Genomic DNA, 14255 nt, shown 5'->3' with positions numbered 1-14255 from the left:
ATGGTTGGCTTAAGTTGAGAGGATTTCCATGAACACCATTCTGCAGCCCAAGGGGTGGATGAAGCCTAGAGGTTACTCGAATGGCATTGCCGCCCAAGGGCGGCTTATATTCATTGGCGGCCAGGTGGGCTGGAACGAAAATTGCGAGTTTGAAAGCGACGATATCGCCGAGCAGATCGGCAAGGCCTTGTCGAACGTGGCTGCGGTGCTGGCTGAAGCCGGCGGGAAGCCGGAGCACATCACTTCGATGACCTGGTATTTCACCGACAAGGCCGAATATCTTGCTAACCTCAAGAAGATCGGCAGTTTCTATCGCGAGGTGATGGGCTGGCATTATCCGACCATGGCCGCTGTCGAGGTTTCCGCCTTGATGGAAGATCGGGCAAAGGTCGAGATCCAGGCCATGGCCGTCATACCGGAGTAAGAGCACCATGGATGAGGCAATCCGTTTTTCCGAGACCGTTTCCGCGAGGCTGGAAGACGGCGTCCTCGTCGTAACGCTGAACAACCCGCCGGTGAATGCCATCTCGGCCGATATGCGTGCCGGTTTGCTGGATGCGGTGCGTCAGGCGAACTCGGACCAAAATGTTCGGGCGCTGGTCATCACCGGAGCAGGCAAGGCTTTCATCGGGGGCGCGGATATCCGTGAGTTCGGGCAACCCGCGACCGAGCCCACCCTGCCGACCGTCGTTGAGGCGATCGAGGGGAGCGGAAAGCAGATCGTCGCGGCGATCAACGGCGCGGCGTTGGGAGGCGGGCTCGAAATCGCGCTCGCCTGCCATCATCGCGTTGCCGGGAGTGCCGCGACGCTGGGCCTGCCGGAGGTAAAGCTCGGGATCGTGCCGGGTGCGGGCGGGACACAGCGTCTTCCCCGGCTGACGGGTGTGGTCAAGGCCGTGGAACTGATCTCCAGCGGTCGTACCGTCACCGCAAGAGATGCCTTGTCTCTCGGCATTGTAGACGAGGTTGCGGACGACCCGGTGAAAGGCGCGATATCTGCCGCGCGCGATCAAAGTGCAAAACTGCCTCGGAGAACCGGCGCACTAGCCGTTCCTGCCGAGGATCCTAAGGCGATCGAAGATGGCGCCGCCAAGGCGCTTTCCCGGGCACGGGGAAGCGAGGCGGCGATCGAAGCGGTGCGTCTCGTCAGAAGCGCTGGCGAACGCTCGCTCGCGGACGGCTTGTCGGACGAACGCGCCACCTTCCTGCGGTTGCGCGATTCCGATCAGGCGAAGGCGCTGCGACATGTCTTCTTTGCCGAGCGTGCAGCGGCAAAAGTGTCCGGCCTTGAAGGTGTCGAGCCGCGAAAGGTCGAGATCGTGGGTGTCGTCGGAAGCGGCCTCATGGGCTCGGGCATCGCCGTTGCGGCGCTCGACGCGGGTTATCGGGTGATCGTGGTGGAGCAGACCGACGAGGCCGCCGCCAAAGGTCTCGACCGGATCACGGGACTGCTCGACAGGGCTTTGAAATCAGGACGCATCGACGAGGCCGGCCGGTCCGGGCGTTTGGAACGCCTTTCCGTCGGCAGCTCCATGGAAGCGCTCGCTGCGGCAGACCTCGTCATCGAGGCGGTGTTCGACGACCTCCAGGTAAAGAGCGAGCTGTTCGAAAAACTGGGCCGGATCGTCCGCCCCGAGACCGTTCTTGCCACCAACACAAGCTATCTCGACCCGGACGCGATAGCCGCCGTGACATCGTTCCCGGAGCGCGTTTGCGGCCTGCATTTCTTCTCGCCCGCCAATGTGATGCGGCTGGTCGAGGTCGTCCGCTGCGCGAGAACGGCGCCGGATGTGCTTGCTACGGGACTGGCTTTTGCCCGCAGGCTCAAGAAACTGCCTGTGGTCTGCGGCGTTTGTGAGGGCTTCATCGGCAACCGCATCTTCTCCGCTTACCGGCGCGAGGCCGAGTTCCTCGTTGAAGACGGCGCATCGCCTCAGGAGATCGATGCGGCGATGGAAAATTACGGTTTTGCCATGGGCCCATTCGCGGTGTTCGATCTGGCCGGGCTCGAAATCGCCTGGGCCCGGCGCAAGCGTCAGGCCGCCACGCGCGACCCGTCGGAACGCTATGTCGAGATCGCAGACCGCCTTTGCGAAATGGGTCGCTTCGGCCAGAAAACGGGCCGCGGCTGGTACACCTATCCCGATGGCAAGCGCACGGTCGATCCCGAAGTCACCGCTTTGATCGATGCCTGCCGCGCGGCAAAGGGAATCGTGCCACGTCAGATCGCAGCGGCGGAGATCGCCTCGCGCCTGCTTTCGGCCATGGCTGCGGAAGGCAACGCTCTGCTGAAGGAGGGCATAGCCGAGCGGGCAAGCGACATCGACCTGGTCCTGATCAATGGCTATGGGTTCCCCGCCTATCGTGGCGGCCCCATGTATGTTTCCCAGCAAGGGACGCATTCATGACAGACGAGGCGGATCGTGCTTCCGTCGATGCGATGGACGAGACTGATCCGCTGCGCCCGTTCCGCGCCAGGTTCGAGCTGCCTGAAGATGTCATCTATCTCGACGGGAACTCGCTCGGGCCGGCGGCGCATTTCGTCTTCCATGAGTTGGAAAAGGCCGCGCGGGAGGAGTGGGGTAACGGCCTGATCCGCAGCTGGAACAGCGCTGGGTGGTTCGATCTGCCGATGACGCTGGGTGACCGCATCGGACGCCTGATCGGAGCCGCACCCGGCCAGACCGTCGTCTGCGACACGACCTCGATCAATATCTACAAGGCGCTGCACGCGGCGATGGGCCTGCGTCCTGGCCGGACCGCTATCGTTGCCGAAGGCGGCAGTTTCCCGACTGACCTCTATATGGCGGAAGGCGTGATCTCCACGATACCGGGCGCGCGGTTGCTTTTGGAGAGTGTCGACGCCGCCAGGATCGAAGAACTGATCGACGATCAGGTCGCCGTCGTTCTTCTGAACCATGTCAATTACAAGTCCGGCGAATTGCGTGACATGGCGGCGTTGACGCGCAAGGCGCATGACGCCGGCGCGCTCATCGTCTGGGATCTCTGCCATTCGGCCGGTGCCTTGCCCGTCGATCTCGACGGTGCCAATGTCGATTTCGCGGTCGGCTGCACGTATAAATACCTGAATGGCGGCCCCGGGGCGCCGGCCTTCATCTATGTCGCCGAGCGTCTTCAAGCCGATGCAAGCCAGCCGCTGAGCGGCTGGTGGGGACATGCGCGCCCCTTCGCTTTCGAAACGCGTTACGATCCGGAACAAGGCATCCGCAAATTCCAGTGCGGCACGCAGCCCATCCTCTCCCTGCGGGCGCTGAAGTCAGCGCTCGAAATCTGGGATGAGGTGGATATGGATGCGGTCCGGGAGAAGAGCATCGCCCTGACGGACCTGTTCATTCGCCTGGTCGAAACCCGCTGCGGCTCCTTTGGCCTCACGCTGGAAAGCCCGCGCGATGCCTCAAGGCGCGGAAGCCAGATTTCCTTCGCGCATGACCGTGCATATGAGATCATGCAGGCATTGATCTCGCGCGGCGTGATCGGTGACTTCCGCGCGCCTGCAACCATGCGCTTCGGATTTACACCGCTCTATCTGCGCTATCGAGACGTGCTGCAGGCAGTCGATGTGCTCGAAGACGTGTTGCGGACAGAGGCTTGGAAGGATGAGCGCTTCTCGGTCAAGGCAGCTGTAACCTGATTGGATCAGACGCCCAGATAGCGGTCCTGCATGTCCGGTGTCAGCGCCTCCGGCGCTCCCTCGAACACGGTCGCACCCTTTTCCAGGATGAAGCAGCGGTCAACAACGCGCAGAAGCTCGGAAAGGGTTTTGTCCACCACCAAGATCGATTGCCCTCCCGCCTTGAGCTTGGCGATCGCAGACCAGATGTCCTGCCGGATCACCGGAGCCAATCCTTCAGTCGCCTCGTCCAGTACGAGGAGGCGCGGGTTGGTCATCAGCGCGCGGCCGACCGCGAGCATCTGCTGTTCGCCGCCGGAGAGCGTGTTGGCGTACTGATCGCGCCGTTCGGCAAGCCGGGGGAAGAGTTCGACCACCTTGGTGAACGTCCATTCGCCGGTCCGCGCGGCGGCCATCAGATTTTCCGAAACGGTGAGGTTGGGAAAGCAGCGGCGGCCTTCCGGTACCAGCCCGAGCCCAAGCCGCGCGATGCGATGCGGCCTCATGCCGGCGATGTCGCGGTTTTCGAAGCGGATCGAGCCGGTCCGCACCCGCACGAGGCCGAAGATCGACCGGATGGTCGTGGTCTTGCCCATGCCGTTGCGGCCCATGAGGGCGACCACTTCACCTTGCTTCACCTCAAGGCTCACGCCGAAAAGTGCTTGGGAGGCACCGTAGAAGCTTTCAACGCCTTCGAGTTTCAACAGGCTCACGCGGCATCTCCGAGATAGGCCCGACGCACTTCGGGATCGTTCCGGATGTCACTCACCTTTCCCGTCGCGATGATGCGGCCATAGACGAGGACGGAGATCCGGTCCGCGAGCGCGAAGACGGCATCCATGTCGTGCTCGACAAGAAGGATAGGCGCCTCTCGGCGCAGGTTGCCCAGGAACTCCGTGAGCCTCTTCGAGCCCTCGGGCCCCATCCCCGCCATTGGCTCGTCCAGGAGAAAGGCCTTGGGATCGAGCGCCAGAGCGATGGCGATTTCCAGTTGCCGCCGCTCTCCATGGGACAGTTCCGCGGCGGGAACATGCGCCCGATCCGCCAAGCCGACCCTTTCGAGCTTGGCCATCGCAGGCTCGACAAGGCTTCTGTCCCGCATCACCGGGCGGAGGAAGCGGAGGCTGGAGCCTTGCCTGGCCTGGACCGCCAGCATGACGTTGCGCAGGGCGGAAAATTCCTGTGCAACCGACGACGTCTGGAAACTGCGAGCCAATCCCAAGCGCGCCCGTGCGGCCATGTCCAGACCTGACATATCCTGCCCGAGAAAGCGGATCGTGCCGCCGTCGGGTTTGAGCGAACCGGAGATCTGATGGATGAGTGTGCTCTTGCCTGCGCCATTGGGCCCGATGAGAGCATGAATCTCGCCAGGGAGGAGATCGAGGCTCACACCGTCGGTGGCTTTGAGCGCACCGAAATTCTTGCGCAGATCGCGGATTTCAAGGACCGGGTCAACCATGGCGTTCTTTCCCGGCAATGAGACCCATCAGACCGCCCCGAGCGAAGAGCACGACGCCAAGCAGGATGAGGCCCAAGAAGAACTGCCAGCGTTCGGTGATTCCGCCCAGCCAATATTCCAGAAGCACATAGAGCATGGCACCGGCCACCGGGCCGAAGAGCCGGCCCTTGCCGCCAAGTATGACGAGAACCAGAAGTTCGCCGGACATGTGCCAGGAAAGCATGGAAGGACTCGTGAACCGGTTAAGATCTGCAAAAAGCGCGCCGGCCAGTCCCGTGACCATCGCCGAGATGGCAAAGGCGGTGAGCCGGATCCTGAAAGGCGGAATGCCGACGGCGGCAAGGCGGGTCGCATTCTGCCGCGCTGCTTGCAGGGCGGCCCCGAACCGCGAGCCCCGCAGCGCCCAGAAGAGCATCAGCCCGAGGGCGAGCAGCCCATAGCAGACAAGAAAGAAGGGCAGGGGACGTGCGGTGTTGATGCCCGGAAAGCTGTTGCGGACATAGATCGAAAGGCCGTCCTCTCCGCCATAAGCGGGCCAGGAAATGGCAAAATAATAGATCATCTGCGCGAAGGCGAGCGTTATCATGATGAAATACACGCCCGAGGTGCGCAGGCTTATGGCTCCGATGGGGAGCGCGATCAGACCGCAAACGAGCATCGCCACCAGCCAGATCACTGGCATGGAAGTGGTGGAGGGGATGCCGAAGAACAGCGGTTCCGCATTGAAGGCATGCGTCGCCAGGATCCCCGCGGCATAGCCGCCGAGGCCGAAGAAGGCGGCGTGCCCGAAGGAAACGAGCCCGCCGAGACCAAGCGCGATGTTGAGACCGACTGCCGCTAGCGCAAGCACCGCGATGCGTGTGGCAAGCGTTATGTAAAAGGGCTCGCCCATGGTGGATGCCGCGAGCGGTACGGCAAGCAGGAGCAGTGCAAGGCCTGCATTGGCAATCGCTTCGCGCTTCACGGCAGGAGGCCTCATGATTGTGCAGCGAACAGGCCACTTGGCCTGACGGCGAGGATGAGCGCCATGACGATATAGATCAGCATGGATGCCAAGGCTCCACCCACCAGCGCGGCCTGGGACGGTGGAAGCACCAGCGTCAGCGCTTGCGGAAGGAGGAAGCGACCCATCGTGTCGACGATCCCCACGAGCACCGCTCCGAAGAGCGCCCCCTTGATGGAGCCGATGCCGCCGATCACAATGACGACGAAGGCAAGGATCAGGACCGGCTCGCCCATTCCGACCTGTACCGACTGCAATGCACCGACCATGGCGCCCGCCAATCCGGCAAGTGCCGCGCCAAGGGCAAACACCACGGTGTAGAGCGTTGAAATATCGACACCCAGCGCCGCGATCATCTCACGGTCGGACTCGCCGGCGCGGATGCGCATGCCTAGCCTGGTGCGCGAAATGAGAAGATAGAGGCCGAGCGCCACAAGGACCCCGACGGTGATGATGCCAAGCCGGTATAGCTGGTATTGGCCGCCACCGGGCAGAGGGACCGCACCTTGAAGGAGGGGCGGGATATCGAGATAAAGCGGGAAGGATCCGAACAGCCAGCGCGCTCCTTCCGAAAACATCAGGATCAATGCGAATGTTGCAAGCACCTGGTCGAGGTGGTCGCGCTCGTAAAGCCGGCGAATGACCAGGATCTCGACAATTGCGCCCGCGGCAGCAGCGGCAACCAGGCTGGCCAAAAGACCGATCCAGAAGGAGCCCGTGGCTGCGGCGACCAGAGCACAGGCGAAGGCGCCGATCATATAAAGCGAGCCATGCGCCAGGTTGATCAGGCCCATGACGCCGAAAATGAGCGTCAGCCCCGCCGCCATGAGGAACAGCATCACCCCAAGCTGGAGTCCGTTCAGCAGTTGCTCGATCAGGAGGGCGGTGGACAAGGTGCGCGATCCGGAGCTTTGATCGGAGATGTTATCGTAGCAGCCTAGGGCCGCATCGGTCCTGGCGACCGGCGCGGCCCCGTCTGGTGCCAGCCTATGGCATCGAGCACTGGTCGGCGTAAGCGTCCGTGTGATCCTCGAAGGCGGTGGCCACGATCTTGTTCGTCAACACGTCGCCTTCCTTCACAACCTCGCGGATATAGATGTCCTGGATGGGATGGTTGTTGGTGTTGAACTTGAAGTCACCACGAACCGAGTCGAAGTCCGCTTCCTTCAGCGCGGCGCGGAAGGCTTCCTTGTCCTTCACGCTCGCCTTGGAAAGAGCAGAGAGGATCAGGTTGGCCGTATCCCAGCTCTGAGCGGCATAGATCGACGGCAGCCGCCCATATTCGGCCTGGAAGGCTTCAACAAATTTCTTGTTGGCCTCATTGTCCAGATCCTTGGACCAGGAGGCGGAGTTCTTCACGCCGAGGGCTGCATCGCCCACCGCGGGCAGCACATCCTGGCTGAAGGAGAAGCTCGGCCCCATGACCGGGATATTCACGCCCGACTGGGCATATTGCTTCATGAAGGCTATGCCCATGCCGCCAGGCAGGAAGAAGAAGACCGAGTCCGCACCCGAAGCGCGGATCTGCGCGATCTCGGCGGCATAGTCGGTTTGGCCGACTTGCGTATAAAGCTCGCCCGCGAGTTCTCCCTTATAGAAGCGCTTGAAGCCGGTGAGCGAGTCCTTGCCCGCCGGATAGTTCGGCGCAAGGATGAAGGTCTTCTTGTAAGTCTGAGTGGCGTATTGCCCCATCGCCTCATGGAAATTGTCGTTCTGATAGGCGACGTTGAAATAGTTCGGATTGCAATTCGCGCCGGCAAGCGCGGACGGGCCGGCATTCGGTGAAAGATAGATGATGTCCTGCGCCACCACATTGGGGACGACCGCCATCGCGAGATTGGACCAAATGATGCCGGTCATCAGATCGACCTTGTCGCTCTGGATCATCTTTTCGGCGATCTGAACGGCCAGCTCCGGCTTTTGCGCGTCATCCTCGATGACGAGTTCGACGTCCTTGTTGCCGGATTGCTTGATGGCCAGCGTGAACGCATCGCGCGTATCAATGCCAAGCCCGGCACCGCCGCCGGAAAGCGTGGTGATGACGCCGATTTTCACCGGTTCAGCATAGGCGTAACCGGATAGAGCAAGCGACAGGCCTGCTGCTGCGAGAATTCTTCTCATTATTCCCCTCCCTGTTTGTGGCTCAGAGCCTGGTGCGAACTTTCCAGAGTTCTGGAAAGAGTTCAACCTCCAGCATCTTCCTCAGATAGGAAACACCCGACGTTCCGCCGGTGCCCCGTTTCAGGCCGATGATGCGTTCCACCGTCGTCACATGATTGAAACGCCATCGGCGAAAATAGTCTTCGAAGTCGACGAGCTTTTCCGCAAGCTCATAAAGCTGCCAGTACCGCAGCGGATCGCCATAGACCATGCGCCAGGCCTCCAGCACCTCCTCGTTCTCGGTGCGCGGTTCGCGCCACGTGCTGCGCTTCGCGTCAGCGCCGATATCGAACCCCTGGCGGGAAAGCAGCAGGATTGCCTCATCATAGAGGGAGGGTTCGGCCAGTATCGTTTCCAACTTGGCGATGACCTCCGGCCGGTGCGCATGCGGGCGCAGCATCGCCAGGTTCCGATTGCCGGCGAGGAATTCGATCGCGCGGTACTGCCACGATTGAAAACCGGAGGACTGACCCAGAGCGCCGCGAAATTCGGTATATTCGCTCGGCGTCATCGTCCTCAGCACATCCCAGGCACTGTTTAGCTGCTCGAAAATGCGCGCCACACGGGTCAACATCTTGAACGAGGGTTCGAGCTGGTCGGTGCGGATCATCCGCATGGCGGAGCCGATCTCGTGGATCGCCAGCTTCATCCAGAGTTCGGATGTCTGATGCTGTATGATGAACAGCATCTCGTCATGTGCGGTGGAGAGAGGCTCTTGGGCATCGAGCACCCGCTCAAGGTGCAGATAGTCGCTATAGGACATACGATCCTGAAACGACATTTCAGCACCTTCGTCTGACGGGTCGTAGGCCTGGCTCAATTCACCCTCTCAGCTCTCAGCCGGAAGCGCTGGATCTTGCCGGTCTGGGTCTTTGGCAAGGCATCGATGAACTTTATCGACCGCGGATATTTATAAGGGGCGATGGTGGCCTTCACGTGGTCCTGTAGCCGCTTCACGCACAGTTCATCGCGCTCCACGCCGGGAACGACGACCACATAGGCTTCGACAATATGCCCCCGTTCCGCATCCGGCGCTCCGATCACAGCGCATTCGGCAACATCCGGATGGGTTAGCAAAGCTGCCTCGACCTCTGGACCGGCAATATTGTAGCCGGCACTGACGATCATATCATCGGATCGGGCCACGAAGTGGAAGAATCCTTCTTCATCCTGCATGAAAGTGTCGCCCGTTACGTTCCAGCCGTGGCGCACATAGTCGTGCTGTCGGGGATCGGCGAGATATCGGCAACCGGTAGGCCCGCGGACCGCGAGCCAGCCTGGGGTGCCACGCGGAAGCTCGTTCATATCTTCGTCGACGATGCGGGCTTCGTATCCCCTGACCGGACGTCCGGTGGACCCGGGCTTCAGATCATCAAAGCGGTTCGAGATGAAAATGTGCAGCATCTCGGTAGAGCCGATGCCATCGAGGATGGGCTTGCCCGTCTTCTTCATCCACTCTTCGAAAACGGGGCCGGGCAGCGTTTCGCCGGCCGAGACGGCAGCGCGAAGGGACGAGAGGTCAGCGCCCTCATCCATCGCCTTGAGCATTGCCCGGTAGGCGGTGGGTGCCGTGAAGGAGATGGTGGCCTTATAGGTCTCAATGATCTTGATCATGTTTGCGGGCGTCGCCTGCTCGAGTAGCGTGGCGGCGGCTCCGAAACGAAGCGGGAAAATCGCCAGGCCACCCAAGCCGAAGGTGAAGGCGAGGGGAGGAGAACCCACGAAAATATCCTCGGGTGTGACCGTCAGCACTTCTTTCGCGTAAGCATCGGCAATGATCAGCAGGTCACGATGGAAATGCATGGTGGCCTTGGGCACTCCCGTGGTGCCCGATGTGAAGCCGAGAAGGGCGACATCGTCCCGGCCGGTCTGCACGGCTTCGAACAGAACCGATTTGTCGAGGGCGATCCGATCGAGTTCCGCATCGTGATTTGCGGTGCCGTCGAAGCCCACCACCTGTTTCAGGAAACGGCTGTCCTTGGCGCAAGCGATAAGCTCGTCCATCAGCCGTGTGTCACAAAGTGCAAGGCTGATCTCTGCTTTATCGACGATCTTCGCGAGTTCCCCCGCCCTGAGCATCGGCATGGTGTTCACCACAACCGCGCCGGCCTTTGTGGCCGCGAGCCAGCAGGCAACCATAGCCGGGTTGTTGGCGGAACGGATCAGGATCCGATTGCCCGGCTTCACTCCGTAATTCTCCACCAGCGCGTGGGCGAGCCGGTTCGTCCAGTCTGAAAGTTCTTTGTAGGTGCGGCGACGGCCATTGCCGATAAGCGCTGTCCGATCCCCAAACCCCTTCTCGACCAGCCGGTCCGTCAATTCGACGCCCGCGTTGACGTATTCCGGATACTCGAAGCCGTCGAGCAGGAAGTCGGGCCATTCATGCCGCGGCGGAAGATTATCGCGCGTGAAGGTGTCGATATGGGCGGTCGGTCCAAGCGTCATGCGTCCTCACTCATACTGAGGGAGATCGAATTCGGCCGGCACCCAATGCCGTCGGGTAGCCAAAAGCACGGCGAGCCTCCCATCCTCGTCGAAACCACCTGAGGATGACATTTGGCAAGAATTACTTCAAGCCTAAAACGTTTCCTGAAGGGGCCACCGTCCACTGCCGTTTAGGGCGCGTGGCCGCTCGGTGAGCTCCCGTCCGGGCTTTTTCCAGCGCTCCAAAATACTCACCCAGATTTTGCGCACTGCCCTTGCAAACAGGCGAAATCAAACTTAATTAGGTATCTAACAATATGGTTTCTATCTATATGCAAACCCCCGCAGCTAGAGCGTCTTTCATCGAAGAGCTCACCAAAGTGAACAGGAAGCTTCGGACCTTATTCGACGCACGGGTGAAGTCGCAGGGCCTCACACATTCCCGTGCGCGTCTCCTCATGTATCTTGCCAAGAACGAAGGCGCGACGCAGGTGGAATTGGCGGCTGCCATGGAAATGGAACAGCCGTCCATGGTCACCTTGATCGACGGTCTGGAGAAGAAGGGGTTCGTCACGCGCCAGCCATTGGAGCGGGATCGCCGTGCCAATGGCATCTTTCTCACGGCCAAGGCCCGCAAGGAAGCCGACGACATCATCGCTTACGCCAATCACCTGCGCGAGCAGGTGCTCACCGGCATCGAAAAGAGCGAACTCGAGTTGGCTACCAAAGTCCTCCGGCAGGTCGGGCGCAACATCGATACCTCAGCCTGATCAGGACCTTCAGCTATGACGGAAGCGCGACCTGCCCGGGATCGGGAAGACGAGCCAGAGGCTTTGCCGGCCGATAACGGTCCGGTTTCCAGTGAGGCTGTATTGGAGGAGGGAGCGTCGCGCCCATCGCCGCAACCTGCGTTTATGCCAAAACCCGCTTGGCTTGCGGTGGCCTATATGGCGGCTGCGGTGGTGCTCTCGCTTTCCCAGGGGCTTGGGCTCAATCTCATCAATGCCAATATCACGCAGATACAGGGCGAGATCAGCGCCACCTCGAACGAGGCCTTGTGGATGGTCGCCGCCTATATGGCGCCGAATGTTTCGTTGTCGCTCGCACTGGTCAAGATCCGCACACAATATGGGCTGCGGAACTTTGCCGAAATAAGCATTCTCGGCTTCGTGCTGGCATGTGTTCTCAATCTTTTCATCCACGACCTTTCGTCGGCAATCGTCGTGCGCTTCATGAGCGGCATCGCCGCCGCGCCCATGTCCTCCCTCGGGTTCCTCTATATGCTGGAAGCCTTCCCGCCCGAGCGAAAACTGACGGTAGGATTATCCCTCGCACTCACCAACATCTCGCTGGGTGCGCCGCTCGCCCGTATCATATCTCCTGCGCTTTTCGACATGGACGGATGGCGTGGCCTCACCATGCACGAGCTGGCGCTCGCGATGATTGGGTTCTGTCTGGTTTATCTCCTGCCGCTCACGCCACCCCCGCGCGCCAAGGTGATCGAGCGGCTCGACGTGCTGAGCTATCTGCTGATCGCAATTGGGTTCGGTTGCCTCGCCGTGGCCCTCGTGCTGGGAAGGGCATATTGGTGGCTCGAAGCACCCTGGCTCGGCGTTCTGCTGGCGATGGCCATCGTACTCGTCACCGCAGCGGTCGTCATTGAACTCAATCGCAGCAATCCTCTGGTCGACGTAAGATGGCTGGCAAGTCCGGCCATTCTGCACTTTGCCGGCGCCTTGCTGCTTTTCCGCATCGTTCTATCGGAGCAGACCACGGGAGCATCCGGCCTCTTTCAGGTGCTGGGGCTCACGAATGACCAGACCGTCACGCTCTATGTCATCATTCTGCTGGCCTCGGTCGCCGGTGGCCTGACATGCGCTGCAATCATGAAGGCCGGACGAGAACCTGCCATTCATCTTGCGGCATTGGCGCTGATCGCCGTCGGTGCTTTCATGGATAGCCGGTCCACCAACCTCACTCGACCTGAGCAGATGTTCGTCAGCCAGGCCATGATCGCCTTTGCGGGTGCCCTGTTTCTGCCCCCGGCGATGTTCCGGGGCATCACTTCGGCACTGCAGAAGGGACCGAACTATATTTTGAGCTTCATCATCGTGTTCCTGACCACCCAGAGCATCGGAGGGCTGCTTGGCTCCGCGGTGATCGGCACCTTCATCACCATTCGCGAGAAATTCCATTCGAACGTGCTCGTCGAGCATTTGGCGATGACCGACCCCATAATCGCGCAACGCGCGGCGCAATTGGGCATGGCCTATGCGCGCACGATAACCGATCAGGCGATCCTCCGGGCCGAGGGACTAATGCTCGTCGGACAGCAGGTCACGCGCGAAGCGAATATTCTCGCCTATAACGACGCCTTCCTTCTCATGGCAATCATTGCCGCCACCGCCTTCGTCTTCCTCCTTATCCATATCGGGTGGGACGCCATGCGCCGCCACCTAGCGCACCCCCAAGCAACCGCAAACCTGTAGTTCTTCCGTTGATCATGTTTAAAGCTCTTCGTTCTCCAGCCACCGCAGTGGCCATCGTGCTCGGCCTCATAGGCCTCCTGCTCATCCTTTATGTCTGGCAGCTCCCGCCGTTCACACGAACCGTCGAAATGACCGAGAACGCCTATGTGCGCGGGCAGGTAACGCTCATCGCGCCACAGCTTGCCGGCTATGTGGTGGAAGTCCCCGTACAGGACTTCCAGGAGGTTAAGGCAGGCGACCTCCTCGTGCGGCTTGACGACCGCATCTACCGTCAGAAGCTCGAGCAGGCCCGGGCGACGCTTGCGGCGCAGCAGGCTGCACTCGCCAATTCGGAACAGCAGCGCCACTCCGCAGAAGCGCGCCTGCGTGCCAGCGAGGCTCAGTTGGAGGGTGCGCGCGTAGCGCTCGAAATAGCGGAGGCGAACTGGCGCCGCGTCGAGCCCTTGATGAAGAAGGGCGTCATGACCGCGAGCGAAGCCGATCAAAGCCGCGCGGCGGCAGAGCAGGCTCGTGCAGCTTTAGACCAAGCCAGTGCTGGCCTCGAAGTCGCAAAGGAGGACCTGCAATCCGTGATCGTCAATCGCCAGTCGCTGGAAGCGGCCGTTCAGGGCGCGGAAGCCGCCATGCATCTGGCGGAGATCGATCTGGAGAATACGCGAATCATGGCCCCGCAGGACGGAAGGCTGGGCGAAGTTGGCGCGAAGCTCGGCCAGTATGTGGCCGCCGGAACCCAGCTGGTTGCGCTGGTGCCGGATCGCCTTTGGGTCGTTGCCAATTTCAAGGAAACGCAACTGGCGGAGATGAAGGTGGGCCAACCCGTCACGATGACGGTCGATGCATTGCGGCACTCGGCACTGAAAGGCCATATCGAGCGGTTTTCCCCGGCAACCGGGTCTGAATTCAGTGTCATTAAGCCTGACAACGCCACCGGCAATTTCACCAAGGTCGCCCAGCGCGTGCCGGTTCGCATTTCAATCGATCCCGATCAGCCCAACGCCGAAAAACTCGCTCCCGGCATGTCGGTCGTCGTTACCGTGAATACGAACGCCGAGCCGGATTCGGATTTGGCGTCGAGAACCTGAGAACAGG

At 61.0% G+C, this 14255-nt stretch carries 13 protein-coding genes; 6 read left to right on the top strand and 7 right to left on the bottom strand.

The features are described 5' to 3' along the window. The first annotated feature begins 28 nt into the window (after positions 1 to 28). From CHEJ32_RS0113545 to kynU, 3 genes are read left to right on the top strand one after another with little or no spacing between them, the layout of a single operon-like run. A complete protein-coding gene (locus tag CHEJ32_RS0113545) occupies positions 29 to 424 on the top strand; it encodes a RidA family protein (RefSeq protein ID WP_028034345.1) in 396 nt (131 codons plus the stop codon). A gap of 7 nt (positions 425 to 431) precedes the next feature. Then, entirely contained in the window at positions 432 to 2408 is a 1977-nt protein-coding gene (locus tag CHEJ32_RS0113540; RefSeq protein ID WP_028034344.1) for a 3-hydroxyacyl-CoA dehydrogenase NAD-binding domain-containing protein, read from the top strand. Further along, positions 2405 to 3652: a kynureninase gene (gene kynU / locus CHEJ32_RS0113535; protein ID WP_028034343.1), complete on the top strand. Its 1248-nt coding sequence runs from the start codon at positions 2405 to 2407 to the stop codon at positions 3650 to 3652. Before CHEJ32_RS0113540 ends, kynU begins: the two co-directional genes overlap by 4 nt. A 5-nt stretch (positions 3653 to 3657) precedes the next feature. Here kynU and CHEJ32_RS0113530 read toward each other — a convergent pair whose 3' ends face one another. From CHEJ32_RS0113530 to CHEJ32_RS0113500, 7 genes are all read right to left on the bottom strand, one after another. After that, positions 3658 to 4344, bottom strand: coding sequence for an ABC transporter ATP-binding protein (locus tag CHEJ32_RS0113530; protein ID WP_028034342.1), 687 nt, complete (start codon positions 4342 to 4344; stop codon positions 3658 to 3660). Then, a complete protein-coding gene (locus tag CHEJ32_RS0113525; protein WP_028034341.1) occupies positions 4341 to 5090 on the bottom strand; it encodes an ABC transporter ATP-binding protein in 750 nt (249 codons plus the stop codon). Before CHEJ32_RS0113525 ends, CHEJ32_RS0113530 begins: the two co-directional genes overlap by 4 nt. Further along, positions 5083 to 6069, bottom strand: coding sequence for a branched-chain amino acid ABC transporter permease (locus tag CHEJ32_RS0113520; RefSeq protein WP_034658380.1), 987 nt, complete (start codon positions 6067 to 6069; stop codon positions 5083 to 5085). Before CHEJ32_RS0113520 ends, CHEJ32_RS0113525 begins: the two co-directional genes overlap by 8 nt. Further along, entirely contained in the window at positions 6066 to 6986 is a 921-nt protein-coding gene (locus CHEJ32_RS0113515; protein WP_028034339.1) for a branched-chain amino acid ABC transporter permease, read from the bottom strand. The genes CHEJ32_RS0113520 and CHEJ32_RS0113515 overlap by 4 nt, the downstream gene beginning before the upstream one ends. A gap of 94 nt (positions 6987 to 7080) precedes the next feature. Continuing rightward, entirely contained in the window at positions 7081 to 8214 is a 1134-nt protein-coding gene (locus tag CHEJ32_RS0113510) for an ABC transporter substrate-binding protein (protein ID WP_028034338.1), read from the bottom strand. A gap of 22 nt (positions 8215 to 8236) precedes the next feature. Next, positions 8237 to 9073 (bottom strand): tryptophan 2,3-dioxygenase, encoded by an 837-nt coding sequence (gene kynA / locus CHEJ32_RS0113505; protein WP_028034337.1) that lies wholly within the window; start codon positions 9071 to 9073, stop codon positions 8237 to 8239. Then, positions 9070 to 10698, bottom strand: coding sequence for an AMP-binding protein (locus tag CHEJ32_RS0113500; protein ID WP_028034336.1), 1629 nt, complete (start codon positions 10696 to 10698; stop codon positions 9070 to 9072). The genes kynA and CHEJ32_RS0113500 overlap by 4 nt, the downstream gene beginning before the upstream one ends. Before the next feature lie 359 nt (positions 10699 to 11057). Here CHEJ32_RS0113500 and CHEJ32_RS0113495 point away from each other — a divergent pair, with 359 nt between their 5' ends. From CHEJ32_RS0113495 to CHEJ32_RS0113485, 3 genes are all read left to right on the top strand, one after another. Further along, positions 11058 to 11447 (top strand): MarR family winged helix-turn-helix transcriptional regulator, encoded by a 390-nt coding sequence (locus tag CHEJ32_RS0113495; protein ID WP_198023869.1) that lies wholly within the window; start codon positions 11058 to 11060, stop codon positions 11445 to 11447. Between the two features lie 144 nt (positions 11448 to 11591). Continuing rightward, entirely contained in the window at positions 11592 to 13166 is a 1575-nt protein-coding gene (locus CHEJ32_RS0113490; RefSeq protein ID WP_028034334.1) for an MFS transporter, read from the top strand. Between the two features lie 14 nt (positions 13167 to 13180). After that, positions 13181 to 14248, top strand: a complete 1068-nt coding sequence (locus tag CHEJ32_RS0113485; protein WP_028034333.1) for an HlyD family secretion protein — start codon at positions 13181 to 13183, stop codon at positions 14246 to 14248. The last annotated feature ends 7 nt before the right edge of the window (positions 14249 to 14255 follow it).

It is taken from the genome of Chelativorans sp. J32 (assembly GCF_000518985.1).
Classification (GTDB): domain Bacteria; phylum Pseudomonadota; class Alphaproteobacteria; order Rhizobiales; family Rhizobiaceae; genus Chelativorans.
Note: the sequence above shows the minus strand (reverse complement) of the source record. Positions and strands in the feature narration are given on the sequence as shown.

Excerpts from the sequence above, each read along its gene's own strand:
- CHEJ32_RS0113525 (WP_028034341.1), bottom strand. The coding sequence starts at position 5,090 with ATGGTTGACCCGGTCCTTGAAATCCGCGATCTGCGCAAGAATTTCGGT.
- CHEJ32_RS0113485 (WP_028034333.1), top strand. The coding sequence starts at position 13,181 with ATGTTTAAAGCTCTTCGTTCTCCAGCCACCGCAGTGGCCATCGTGCTC.
- CHEJ32_RS0113510 (WP_028034338.1), bottom strand. The coding sequence starts at position 8,214 with ATGAGAAGAATTCTCGCAGCAGCAGGCCTGTCGCTTGCTCTATCCGGT.
- kynU (WP_028034343.1), top strand. The coding sequence starts at position 2,405 with ATGACAGACGAGGCGGATCGTGCTTCCGTCGATGCGATGGACGAGACT.
- CHEJ32_RS0113545 (WP_028034345.1), top strand. The coding sequence starts at position 29 with ATGAACACCATTCTGCAGCCCAAGGGGTGGATGAAGCCTAGAGGTTAC.
- CHEJ32_RS0113540 (WP_028034344.1), top strand. The coding sequence starts at position 432 with ATGGATGAGGCAATCCGTTTTTCCGAGACCGTTTCCGCGAGGCTGGAA.
- CHEJ32_RS0113500 (WP_028034336.1), bottom strand. The coding sequence starts at position 10,698 with ATGACGCTTGGACCGACCGCCCATATCGACACCTTCACGCGCGATAAT.
- CHEJ32_RS0113520 (WP_034658380.1), bottom strand. The coding sequence starts at position 6,069 with ATGAGGCCTCCTGCCGTGAAGCGCGAAGCGATTGCCAATGCAGGCCTT.
- CHEJ32_RS0113490 (WP_028034334.1), top strand. The coding sequence starts at position 11,592 with ATGCCAAAACCCGCTTGGCTTGCGGTGGCCTATATGGCGGCTGCGGTG.